Source organism: Pseudoalteromonas sp. H103 (assembly GCF_001469205.1).
Lineage (GTDB): Bacteria > Pseudomonadota > Gammaproteobacteria > Enterobacterales > Alteromonadaceae > Pseudoalteromonas > Pseudoalteromonas carrageenovora.
The window spans coordinates 93,805-106,699 of the sequence record NZ_LOFG01000003.1; the positions used below are offsets into that span (position 1 = coordinate 93,805).

Below are 12,895 nucleotides of genomic sequence, written 5' to 3' on the forward strand. Positions count from 1 at the left end.
CGTAATCACTGCTCTTACTTATTAACAAGTTTGAATAAGTTAGATAGTTTTCATCTTTGCACTAGGGTAGCCGCTTCTATATTATGCGCTCCTTCGAAAAATCAATAGTCAGCAGCCCTTAAGGGAATCAACATCATGTTAAAGCAATTATCAGCCAAAAAAGTAGCACTTAGTCTGGCCGTTACCTCTGCGCTTAGCGCGTCTTATTCACCAGCATTTGCTGCTGAGCAAGACACTCAAGCTCAAGAAAGTATTGAAGTCATTTCGGTTACCGGTACACGTAGAAGTTTACGTAGTATTGCCGAAAGTACTGTACCTGTAGATATTATTACCAGTGGTGATATGCAAAGTACGGGTCAGCTAGAAATTAGCCAAATACTGGCAAACCAAGTACCTAGCTTTAACTACCCAAGCGCTACAATGGGTGATGGTACCGACCACGCTAAACCTGCTGTTTTACGTGGTTTAGCACCCGATCACACCCTAGTGCTTATTAATGGCAAACGCCGCCATGCAGGCGCGCTATTAAACTTAGCAGGTGTTGTTGGCCGAGGCTCTACCGCTGTTGATTTAAACATGATCCCAACATCAGCTATTAAACGTGTAGAAGTACTACGCGACGGTGCTGCAGCGCAGTATGGCTCAGACGCCATTGCTGGCGTAATTAACATTGTACTTAAAGATGCCTCAGAAGGCGGCAGCGTAAGCGTAACGTACGGCGAGTACGACACGCAAATGGCTGGTGTATCACAACTAGAAAGCACCTACGCAGATGCAAACGGCAATCTGGCATTTAATACTGGCGCCGACCGCGAAGTAAACGACGGTGCAACACGCACAATTAGCGCAAACTCAGGATTTGAGCTTTTAGATAACGGCTTTGTAAACGTATCTATTGAGTACCGCGATAACGACTCTACGCAGCGCTCAGGCTTTGACCCACGCGAGCAATACGACCGCCTAGAAGATGGCAGCCTAGACCCACGCGAATTTACCATCGACCGTTACAACCATCGCTTTGGTAAAGCCGACCTTGAAGACTACGCACTGTTTTATAACATGGGTTACGACTTTGATAACGGCTATAACCTTTACTCATTTGGTAGTTACTCAAAACGCGAAGGTAATTCAGGTGGTTTTTACCGCCGTGCAAAAGATAGCCGCAACGTGTTAGAAGTTTACCCGGACGGCTTTTTACCGCAAATTGAAACCGACGTACAAGATTACTCATTTGCACTAGGTTTAAAAGGCGAAACAGGCGATTGGACGTGGGATGTAAGTACCAACTACGGCCGTAACGACTTTGGCTTTGGCGTTGTAAATAGCATTAATACATCGCTAGGTGCCGACAGCCCAACCGAATTTGACAACGGCGCACTTGTTTACGATCAGTTTTTAATTAACGCTACGGCAAATACAGTTCTAGATTTTGGCTTACCAGATGACGTATTTTTTACTGTAGGTACAGAGTACCGCCACGAAAGTTACAAAATAGAGCAAGGCGAAGAAGCCTCTTACATTACCGCTTTAGATAGCGACGGTAACCCAATTGCAGCCGGTGGCGCACAAGTATTGGCTGGTTTTGGACCAGAAAGCGTAACCGACGAAAGCCGCCACAACGTAGCCGTGTTTGTTGAGTTTGATACTTACCTAACAGAAAACTGGAACCTTGTTTTAGCAGGTCGCTACGAAGATTACAGCGACTTCGGCGATACGTTTACCTCTAAACTTGCCTCGCGTTACAGCATTAACGAAAACTTATCTCTGCGTGGTGCAATTAGCACAGGTTTCCGTGCGCCATCACTTGCGCAAAGCTCGTACCGCCAAATCTCTACCGTGCTTGAGAACAACGAACCGTTTGAAGTGGGTTTATTCCCAACCGATTCAGCAGCAGCGCAAGCACTAGGTGCACAGCCGCTTGATGCAGAAGAATCTGTAAACGTAACAGCGGGCTTTATGTACACGCAAGGCAGCTTTAGCCTAACAGTAGATGCCTACCGCATTGATATTGATGACCGTATTGTTTTGTCTGAAAACCTAGAAGGCGATGCCGTAGTAGAAATACTGCAAAATGCTGGTGAGTTAAATACAGAAAGCGTACGTTACTTTACTAACGCAATCGACTCACGTACTCAAGGTGTTGATATTGTTGCTACTTACAACTTAGATTTAAGCGATTTAGGTGACTTACGCTTAAACGTGGCGGCAAACTTTAACGATACCGAAGTAACGCACGTAAACGACAACCCAAGCGAGCTAAACTCACTAGGTGACGACTACGTGGTATTTGCACGCCGTGAAGTAGGCCGCTTTGAAGAAGGCACGCCAGATAGCAAATGGAACCTATCAGCAGTGTGGAACTTTAACGAATGGCAAACCACCCTTCGTGCAACGCGCTACGGTGAAGTGGCTGATATTTCAACTACCGCCGATCGCGATGAGTACATTGACCCTAAATGGATCACCGACCTAGAAGTTGCCTACCGCCCAGACGAATACTGGAAATTTGCAGTAGGTGCAAACAACTTGTTCGATCAGTACCCGCAAGCAACGGTAGATAACATTGGTTACTCTGACTTTGGCCAAATATTCCCGTACACGCCATATGCACCGTACGGATTAGACGGGCGTTTCCTATACGGTAATATTACTTACAGCTTTTAATAAATAACCTAAAAGCAAACACTTAAAAAGGATGCCATGTGCATCCTTTTTTAATTACTTCTTAGTGTATTTAACCACTTATTAGTAAATCCACTTTTCACAAACACATCACAACCAATAAAATCAATGCCTTACAGTTGGTCTTGTTTTTGCTCTACTATGCTTATACAAAACAAGCATAAATAACAAACACAAAGGACTAAACATGAGTTCATCAACTGTATCTAACATTACAAAACCACTTTCACTTATTGGCGGCATTTTATTATTAAGCGGCTGTGTGTTTCATATATCGCCAAGCGTTGCCTCAGTAAAACAAACTCAGCAGTTATCACTGCCAAGCAGTAATCTAGAATACTTAAACGTATTAAGCGGTACAGGCTCTCTTGAAATTAAAGGCTCGCCCAATGCCACCAGCATAAGTGTAGATGCCACAATTTTTACCGCCGACATTGAAGACGAATACACACTCACCCTTGAGCAAAATGGCAAACAAGCTACCCTAGTTGCTAACAACAATACTGCCAGTGGTATGCGTTTTTACAGCGGCCAATCGCCACACATTGATTTAGTGGTTACCGTGCCTAGTAATTTAATGCTCGATATTGATGATGGCTCTGGCGACATTGCAATAAGCGCCATGCAAAATAATATAGATATAGAAGACGGCTCAGGCAGCTTATCTATAAACAGTGCTAAAAACCTTACTATTGAAGATGGCTCAGGCGATATAACCCTTGAAAACATCACCGGTAACTTAGCGCTTACCGATGGCTCTGGCAGCGTAAATATTAATAATGTTAGCGGCAACGCCGAAGTTGATGATGGCTCGGGCGATATGCGCATTAGTAATGTACGCGGCACATTAACTGTTGAAGACGGCTCTGGCAGCATTGCTATTAATAATATTAATGGCGCAGTAGATGTAGACGACAACTCTGGCGATTTAGTTATCGAACACGTGCAAGCAAGCGTAACCATTGAAGATGGCTCGGGCAATATTCGTGTAAACCACGCTAAAGGACTCACTATTACCGAATCGGGCTCAGGCGATGTAAGTATTGATAATATTAGCGGCCCCGTAAAAGTAGCCGATTAAATTCAATCATCGCGCTCAAATATAGCGAGTGCCCACAATTAATGGGCACTTTTATAACGAATATTTATGTGTATTAGCTTACCTATAAATATAAATCATCTAAAAAACTTCAAATATTGGTCCGCTGTTTCCTAAAATTACGTTCACTACAGTTATTTAATTTATTTTTTTGCTTTATATCTAATTTAGGTACATATTAATATTCAACTTATTAAAAGGATATTAATATTATGAAATGGAAATTATTAATTTTAGCGCCAGCTTTATTGTCATTAGTAGCATGTGGCTCTTCAGGTTCAGACTCTAAGTCAGCTGATAAACCGCTCAGCACCAACACAAAACCTGTTGCCGTTATTAGTACTACGCAATCAGAGTTTAAAGTTAATACGCCTGTCGTCTTTAGTGCAGCGCAAAGCAATGATCCCGACGGCGATACTCTTACCTACCAATGGCAGTTAACGAGTAATAATGGTCAAAATGAGATTTCACTAGCTAATAGCAATCAAAGTACAGTTGAATTTTCTGTACCCGATGCACTCGAGTATCAATTAATACTTGTTGTAAGTGATGGCAAGCTTTCAAGCACACCTGTAACGCAGCAAGTAACGGCTACTCCAGGTACTCAATTAATTGCAATGGCGGGAGGCAACCAAACCGTTAAGCAAGGTGATGTAGTAATATTAAATGCAGCACTGAGCAGTACGACAAATGGCGTTATTAATAAGTACCAATGGCAGTTTGTTACCAAGCCTTCAACAAGTAGCGCAACACTTGAAAGTAATACTCAAGTTAAAAGCCAGTTTATCGCTGATGAAGTTGGCGAGTATAAAGTTAAGCTCACTATTACTAATTCACTCGGTGAAACAGCTAGCAATACCGCGGTAATACAAAGCGAAGCCTTGAGCGTAAACTCATCACCACAAGCGCTAATTACGGTAAAAAATAAAGCCGTTACTCCTAATGAGGTTGTTACCCTTAATGGCACTCAAAGCAGTGACCCCGATACAAACGATACTCTTAGTTATGAATGGGCTATCACCTCAAAACCCGCAAATAGCACACCAGAGATTTCTAATAAATTTACCCATACAGCTGGGTTTTCGAGTCCTGATGTTGGCGACTACGTAATATCACTAACGGTAACCGACCAAGGAAATAAAAGTAATACAGCAACAGTTACTTTAACTGTAGCAACCTCTAATAAAGCACCTGTCGCCATACTAGCTGCACAAGCTAATATTACTTTAAATGAACCTACAACGCTTGAATGCCAGCAATGTAGCGACCCCGACGGCGATACATTAACATATAACTGGCAACTGCAAGCTAGGCCACAAAACAGCAATACAGTACTTTTAAATAGCACAACAGCTAGCCCCACTATTGAAGCCGATACCGAAGGTGATTATGTAGTAATGCTTGTAGTATCTGACGGTCAACTAAGTTCAGAACAAGCAACGAGTGTTTTACATGCCACTGAGAACCAAAAGCCAATTACTCAGGTTAACTATCCGTTGTCAGTAACAATAGATCAGCAGGTAACTCTTGACGCATCAGGTAGTTACGATCCTGAGGGTAAAGCGCTCAGCTACTTGTGGGAAATACTTTCATCACCCGCTCAAGTAACACTTAGCGATACAACAATAGCCAAGCCAGTATTTAGTGCATCAGCGCAAGGGCAAGTAGTTATCTCTTTAAAAACCAATGATGGCGAGCTATTCTCTGATACAAAAACACTCACTATAGATGTTATACAAAATGCCCCGCCAGTAATTAACTTTACAGGCGAACAATCTCGTTACAGTGAAGTAGGTACCAGCGTTCAATTTGACCTAAGCGAGAGTTATGATCCAGAAGGCACAGAGTTGAGTTTTTCATGGGCTATATCAGCACCAACGGGCTCAAGTGTTAGCTTAAGCAATACAACTCAAAGTACCACCAGCCTTATTCCCGACGTAATTGGCAGCTACACACTCACCGTTATAGCAACTGACGCAGACAGTTTTACACAAAGCATGCAGTTTTTTGTAACCGCAACCGACTCAGCACAGCTAACGGGAAGTATCGAAGGCCAAATTACTAATGTACAAAAAAATGCTGTAAGCAATGTCAAACTTAATATTAATGGGGTGCAATACACAACCAATGCTAGCGGCTTTTTTGACGAAAACATTAACTTAGCACAAGGCGAAAAAATCACTATCACCACTGCAGACGAAAGACTTGCAGCAGGAGAATATAACTCAGTAGCCATTACGCAAAACAACTTTAGTGTGAATATAGGTCAAAATAGTTTGCCAGTATTTCAAGCTGTTGAGGTATCGGTATTTGTGTGTGCAGATTTTACAGGCCCCGACACCATAAATTTACGCTTTAATATGGTAGATACCCTTCTAGCCTCGGATAACTTTGTGTTTAGTTATGACGAAACCAAACCACTTACCTTACAAAAAAGTGGAGATACTTACTTCGATAGCGAATTAAATATTAACTTACCTGCGACGGCCGAGTTTGAAGTAACAGTTAATGAAACTAACGTCGAAAATACAACAAGTTCAAACATAACTATTTATCACTCAGAATCAGATCAACCAAGCTTAGCAATTATAAGTATTTGTAATATTTAACCTGCACTACATCACTGTAATAAAGCATTATATTTAACGCTGTAGCCATAACGCACTATGTTATGGCTACAGATAAATAATGTATTTTCAGCCACATGACCCATTGTATTTTTAAAGTCACTAAGCCATGCTAAAAGCCTTGATACTATTAGGATATACGCGTGTTAGAAATAGCTTTAATTTACTTAGCGGCGGCCATAGTGGCTGTACCTATTGCCAAGCGAGTGGGACTTGGCTCGGTACTTGGTTATTTAATTGCGGGCATACTAATTGGCCCTTACGCCCTGGGTATTGTGGGGGATCAAACAGATGTAATGCACTTTGCCGAGTTTGGCGTAGTGATGATGCTGTTTTTGGTTGGCCTTGAGCTACAACCAGCCCGTTTATGGAAGCTTCGCCATTCAATATTAGGGCTTGGCGGCTTACAGGTCGTGCTTACCGCCGCAGCTATTTTTGCGTTTTGTTATTGGGTTTTTACCATGCATTGGCAAACCGCTTTGGCTATTGGCTTAATGCTGGCGCTGTCATCAACCGCTATTGTGCTACAAAGCCTTGAAGAAAAAGGCTGGCTGAAGCAAGAAGCCGGGCAAAATGCATTCTCGGTTTTATTATTTCAAGACATCGCCATTATTCCTATTTTAGCGCTCCTGCCACTACTGGCTTTTGCGCCGCAAAGTAGCTCAAAAGAAATTAGCGACTCCATTATTGCAAGCTGGCCGGTATGGCAGCAAGTAGGCGTATCGGTAGCGGTTATCGCCGCTATTATTGCCGGCGGAAAATATGTGTCGGCGCCGTTATTTAGATACATAGCACAAACCCACATGCGTGAAATATTTACTATTTTTGCGCTGTTTTTAGTGGTGGCTATTGCCCTTGTCATGCAAAGTATTGGTTTATCTCCAGCACTCGGTACATTTTTAGCCGGTGTGGTCCTTGCCGAAAGCGAGTTTAGACACGAGCTAGAAGCCGATATAGAGCCATTCAAAGGCCTACTGTTAGGGCTGTTTTTTATCACTGTTGGCGCATCAATCAACTTTGAATTATTAGCGGATGAATTTACAACCGTTATTGCACTCGTTGCGCTGCTTATTGTAGTAAAAGCCTGCATTTTATTTGCCCTTGCTATCACCTTTAATATTAGTAAAAAGCAGCGTTTACTGTTTGCATTAGCGCTGGCACAAGGCGGCGAATTTGCCTTTGTACTTTTAAGTGTAACCACTACTTTAAGCATATTAACGCCAGAGCAAACAAGCCTTGTGACGTTAGTGGTGGCTGTTTCAATGTTGGTTGCGCCACTGTTATTAATGGCTTACGAGCAGCTACAAAAACGCACCAGTAACAGTGCGCCCGAGTTCGACAAGCCCGAGCAAATTAGCAGTGCTAAACACGTTATAATTGCAGGCTACGGGCGCTTTGGGCAAATTATGGGGCGCTTATTACACGCCCAAGGCTACGAAATTACTGTACTTGATCACAGCCCAAGCCAAATAGAACTCCTACGCCGCTTTGGCAATACCGTATTTTATGGTGATGCTGCCCGCCAAGAGCTGCTAGAAGCCGCAGGCGCGCACACCGCGCAAATGCTAATTGTGGCAATAGACGATGCAGACAAAACCCTCGAAATTATTAAGCTTGCGCATAAAAACTACCCGCAGCTTAAAATTGTTGCCCGTGCTATCGACCGCCGCCACGCCTATCAATTACTTAATTTAAAAGTAGATGCCTTTAACCGCGAAACGGTCGACTCCGCCATTAACCTAGCGGTAGATGCATTAGAGCTATTAGGTAACAATAAAGAAGATGCCCAGCACGCCGGAAAACTATTTAGAGACCACGACCGCGCTGCCGTATTGCAACTAGCCGAACTGTGGGGCGACGACGCCAGCTACGGCGTAGCCGTGCGCCAACGTATGGAAGATTTAAAACAAGTACTGCAACAAGACAAGCAGGCACAAAGTGATTTAAATACCTGCGACAGCGGCGACTGTGAAGACGGCCTAACAGAGCTAGCTGATAGGCCTAAAAAGCCTGATGATTCTCATATTGAGTAGTGTCAGGCCTTTAGAGGGAGGTGCTGTGCTAAGAGTAATAATTTAGTCTTTCAGGTATTTACTGACCATAAAGAATAATTTTGAAAGCTTAGCAACATCCGATGGCTGAAATGCGAGAACTATTTCCCTTCAGCTGCTTTTGATAGCTTTTCGATAATAGATGGCAGCTCTTTTAAGCTATCTAGGGCACCTTTTATATCTACCGGTTTATCTGTTTCTTTTTTTCTTAGCACATCGTTATTTTGTTTTCTCTGAGGGTCAACAAGTAATTGTGAAAGTACAGATTTTATATAAAGGGTGTGTTCCTCACCCTTAGCTTCCTCTGATGAAAGCTGCTCAGAAAATCCGACTAAAGATTTAGTTAGCACCGTTTTATAAGCATAATCTTCAGCGATATTTTTCTGTTTAATATATTGGCTTGCACAAAATATAGAACCACCGATTAAGATTGGAAGAAGTGAAATACGACCTATAATTAAACTCGTTGAAATATCATGATCAATGGTAAGCCAAACACCTAGAACAACAGAAAGAAGTAAGAATATCATAGCCCCAGCTACCCAAGCTCCCATAACCCAAGGGTTTCTTGCGGCAGTATGTTGAGCCATGAAAGCTGCACTTAGGCCTTCAGCAGTTTTATATTCTAAAGCTTGCTTGGCTGTTTTTATAAGATTTTTAGCTTCAATAAGGTGAGTTTTCTGCTGAGTAGTGAAGGTAGCTAAAGTATTTTCAAATTCTGTAGATTTTGAATTTTGATTTTCAATCTGATTCTCTCTAGCAGCGATTTTCTTAATAAAGTTATCAATTATTTCTGAATGGGTTCGTGCTTCAGTTAAAAGCTCTTCTAAATCTGAGCTATTAGTCTTATCTGTTTCAAAATTATCTATTATAGAATTTCTTGTTTCTTCTGACTCTTCAATAAGATTATCTAATACCGTTTGCCGCTCTAAGAACGCTTCGCTCTGATTCTCGATTTCTTTCTTTAATGTTTGAGCTGCGCTGTTTATGTCTAATATCTCTGCGTGAAATTCTTTAGACTCGCTCAATAGCTCAGACAACGCTTGGACTTTTTTCTGTAGCTCATTTGTACGTTCTATAAATTCATCAAGCCGTTCATCAGTATAGCGAATAGCGTAACTACGAAGAATTGGCTTCAGTTCCTCAACATAATTACATGCTGACTCTAAATCTTCGTCTTCAAGATAATCATTTAAATTTGTTAATTGTTTAGTGAATGCAACCCTCTCATTATAATTTGACGATTGAAGGAAACGCCTTGGAGCTCTTATCAATCCTCCAATATCAGTTATTATTGAATCTACTCCAGCCACAATGCTTCTTGCATCATATTCGGACTAGGACCCAAAAGTTCTTCCTTCGAATTCACGAATTTTTATCGCCTTAATGCTCGCTTTTAATAAATTTCTAGTGGCTTTAAGCTTTTCTATTGAGTCGACTTCCATAATCTTCCAGTATTGATGATATTAGTGTTGATTGAATATAATAACTTTATCAAAGGACATTTTTCCTATTTCCACGTCAAAACGTCCCTATTATGCGAACCTCTATTAATATCAAATAGCATAAATTATTACCAACTATAAATAGTTTTCGACAGCTCGGTTATTTTCAGAAAATAGAGAATGTTACTCGATAGGATTGCTCAAAAAAGGTATGACTTAAATAAGTCTGCTGTGAGAATACTTGTTGTAGCCCATAGACGCCAATCCATTGAAGTGTAAACATCACTCAAAAAAGCAAACAAACTATGAGCTACAACATTTAAAAACCTAGTGGTGGTGCCCGCCTTGAATCGCTTTACCCTGCTGGTTATAAAAGCCAGTTGCGCTGTGCTCAATAAAACCAAGGTTTATCATTTTTGCTAAAAACGGGTCGTTTTCGTTATCGCCTATGTCGGCGTAGTCGGTGGTTTGAAAGCGATCCCACTTGGCAAACTGTGCGGTTATTTCTGCTTTATTACTGTTTACCTCGTTAAGGTTTAGCAAAGTATGGGTATCGCTTTTTTTATTGGTTACGCTAAAGCTTTTAACCAAGTTTGATTTGGTAAATAAAGCGAGTTTAAATTGGTTGTCGCCCTCAGTAAGTGTGTAGTTTTTTACCTCATCGCAGCCGCTGCCTTGGGTGTTAACTAGGGTCATTTTTTCAATTAAATGCGTATCCACCAGCTGATTTTTAGCACTCCAACTTTGTACACCGCGTACCTCAGATGGCTGATATTCAATACCGCGTTGCTGAGCATTAAAATAACGAATTGGGCGAATTTGCTTGTTAGCTAAGTGCTGCCAAAGCTCAGTAATTACCTCTCGTTGGTGTGCAACTTGTGAGTTGTTTCGCCAAAGCGTAAGTGATTGCGTGCTTTGCTCGTTTTTATGAGTATTGGTAATTTTATAGTCGGCTTTTAAATGCGCGCTATCAATATTACATTGCTGCGCTAGGGTGCTGGTACTGGCAAGTGTTGCCATTAAAAATAATGCTAGTTTCATTAAATTATCTCTTATTTAAACGTCACTGTAATAGGCATTACCATACCCATTTACAGTGGCATTTTTATGACATAAAAAAACAACTCGCACAGCGTACGAGTTGTTTTTAAATACCCCATTTTTTATACGTACTTTATGTGCTGAGCGTACGTATTAAATTACTTATGGCGTTACTTTTTCATCAGCGGTAGTTACTAAGTCTGCTGCAAAGTCCATTACATGGAATAAAAAGCTTTGCTCGTTAGTGCCTGTAACTAAGTGAGCGCCTGGGCCCATTGCGTAAACGCCAACATCTTCACCAGCGTGAGTTTCTGAGCCAAGAGGTACTAACGACTCTTGGTGAAAGCCCGCTGTAGTTGTATCAACATCGGTTAAATCTACACGCCCAGTTACCGGTGCAGCTAAGTAAGATGCATCGGCATTGGTTTCATCGCCTAAATCTCTATAACCTAAGCCATTAGTGTAACCAACTGTGGTGTATGGCATATCGTCGGCAGCTAGGCTTGGCTCGGTTTCGCCTACGGCAACAACTTTACCTAATATTGGGTTACCACGTTTAGGGTAGCCTGCAATAGTAAATACGTGGCTGTGATCGGCAGTTACTACTATTAGCGTTTCTTCTGGGTTAGTGTTTTCCATTGCCACTTGCACAGCTTTTGCAAACTCTACTGTGTCGTTTAGGGCATTGTAGGCATTACCCGCATGGTGTGCATGGTCAATACGCCCTGCTTCTACCGATAAGAAAAAGCCATTGTCGTTGTTATCTAGTACGTTAATTGCTTTTTCGGTCATTTCGCTAAGCGAAGGCTCGCCCGCTACATCGTTTGCGCGGTCTGCTTCGTATTGCATGTGAGATTCGTTAAATAAACCAAATACTTTAGTGGTATCGTCGCTAATAGCATCAAAACCTGTTTGGTCCATAACGTAAGTGCCGCTTGGGTAAGTTGTTTGCCACTCGGTTACTAGGTTGCGGCCATCAGTACGGTCGCCTTCTACTGCGCTTACTGCATCGGCTGAATTTGCTGCTTCATCTTTTGGTAAAAAGTGACGACGTCCGCCGCCCATTACAACATCAATGCCATCAACATCAATACCCGCATAACGCGACTCTAGGTTGGCTTCAAAGTTAACAAGTTGCGATGCAATATCTTCACAGGCTTCAGTGCCCTCTGGCATATCTGAGTTATCTTCCCAGTTACGGTCAGCCGATTTAGCATACGTTGCTGCAGGTGTTGCATGGGTAATACGTGCTGTTGAAATAAGGCCGGTTGCTTTACCGGCAATTTCAGCAAGCTCTAATGAGGTAACCAGTTCGTTGCCTGTAACCGTGGCACAGTCGCCGCGTTCAATGTCTTCATCTACACCAATTACGCCCACATCGGTTTTAACACCTGATACCATTGCCGTCATTGTGCCTGCTGAATCCGGTGTTTGTGCATCTACGTTGTAAGTTTTAACAAAACCTGAGTACGGCATTTTTTCAAAGCTTAACTGGTAATCTTCACCTAAACCGCCTTCAAGCTGGCCTGCTAAAATACGCGCAGCTGTTACGGTAGAAATACCCATGCCGTCGCCGACAAATAATATAACGTTTTTCGCTTTGCCCGACTCAGTAACCACTTCGCTATTAGCTTGCTGTGTTGCCGCAAGCTTTGTTTGTGCATCGCCGTACCATGCGTTAGTCGTTAAGGTGGCAAGTTGCTCGCTGGTAAGTGACGTAGCGGGTGCATTACACACTAAGTTAGAAGAGGTAACTTCGTCGCTATCTAGCACGCCGTTGCCGTTTGTATCTACCCCAGTTTGGGTTTCTACGCCGCCATTAACACATTGCTCAGAGCCTACTGCAATGGTGTTATCTACCGCGAGAATATTATTTTCGTCTTTGTCGTCGTCACTACAACCTGCTAGCGCGACCATTACTGCTAAAGAAAGTACTGTTAATTTGTTCAT

7 protein-coding genes are annotated in these 12,895 nt (G+C 42.2%); 4 read left to right on the forward strand and 3 right to left on the reverse strand.

Going from position 1 to position 12,895, the window contains the following annotated elements; translation table 11 throughout:
• Positions 1 to 135: 135 nt before the first annotated feature.
• From ATS74_RS04480 to ATS74_RS04495, 4 genes are all read left to right on the forward strand, one after another.
• A complete protein-coding gene (locus tag ATS74_RS04480) occupies positions 136 to 2,664 on the forward strand; it encodes a TonB-dependent receptor plug domain-containing protein (protein ID WP_058547756.1) in 2,529 nt (842 codons plus the stop codon).
• A gap of 205 nt (positions 2,665 to 2,869) precedes the next feature.
• Positions 2,870 to 3,763, forward strand: a complete 894-nt coding sequence (locus tag ATS74_RS04485; RefSeq protein ID WP_058547757.1) for a DUF4097 family beta strand repeat-containing protein — start codon at positions 2,870 to 2,872, stop codon at positions 3,761 to 3,763.
• A gap of 230 nt (positions 3,764 to 3,993) precedes the next feature.
• Positions 3,994 to 6,390, forward strand: a complete 2,397-nt coding sequence (locus ATS74_RS04490) for a PKD domain-containing protein (protein WP_058547758.1) — start codon at positions 3,994 to 3,996, stop codon at positions 6,388 to 6,390.
• 161 nt (positions 6,391 to 6,551) lie between these two features.
• Entirely contained in the window at positions 6,552 to 8,441 is a 1,890-nt protein-coding gene (locus ATS74_RS04495; RefSeq protein ID WP_058547759.1) for a monovalent cation:proton antiporter-2 (CPA2) family protein, read from the forward strand.
• A gap of 119 nt (positions 8,442 to 8,560) precedes the next feature.
• On the opposite strand, the gene ATS74_RS04500 is transcribed toward ATS74_RS04495, so the two are convergent.
• The 3 genes from ATS74_RS04500 to ATS74_RS04510 form a co-directional block, all read right to left on the reverse strand.
• Positions 8,561 to 9,772, reverse strand: coding sequence for a hypothetical protein (locus ATS74_RS04500; RefSeq protein WP_058547760.1), 1,212 nt, complete (start codon positions 9,770 to 9,772; stop codon positions 8,561 to 8,563).
• 459 nt (positions 9,773 to 10,231) lie between these two features.
• Positions 10,232 to 10,945, reverse strand: coding sequence for a hypothetical protein (locus tag ATS74_RS04505; RefSeq protein WP_058547761.1), 714 nt, complete (start codon positions 10,943 to 10,945; stop codon positions 10,232 to 10,234).
• A 162-nt stretch (positions 10,946 to 11,107) separates the two neighbouring features.
• Positions 11,108 to 12,895 (reverse strand): alkaline phosphatase, encoded by a 1,788-nt coding sequence (locus ATS74_RS04510; protein WP_058547781.1) that lies wholly within the window; start codon positions 12,893 to 12,895, stop codon positions 11,108 to 11,110.

Excerpts from the sequence above, each read along its gene's own strand:
- ATS74_RS04510 (WP_058547781.1), bottom strand. The coding sequence starts at position 12,895 with ATGAACAAATTAACAGTACTTTCTTTAGCAGTAATGGTCGCGCTAGCA.
- ATS74_RS04490 (WP_058547758.1), top strand. The coding sequence starts at position 3,994 with ATGAAATGGAAATTATTAATTTTAGCGCCAGCTTTATTGTCATTAGTA.
- ATS74_RS04485 (WP_058547757.1), top strand. The coding sequence starts at position 2,870 with ATGAGTTCATCAACTGTATCTAACATTACAAAACCACTTTCACTTATT.
- ATS74_RS04480 (WP_058547756.1), top strand. The coding sequence starts at position 136 with ATGTTAAAGCAATTATCAGCCAAAAAAGTAGCACTTAGTCTGGCCGTT.
- ATS74_RS04505 (WP_058547761.1), bottom strand. The coding sequence starts at position 10,945 with ATGAAACTAGCATTATTTTTAATGGCAACACTTGCCAGTACCAGCACC.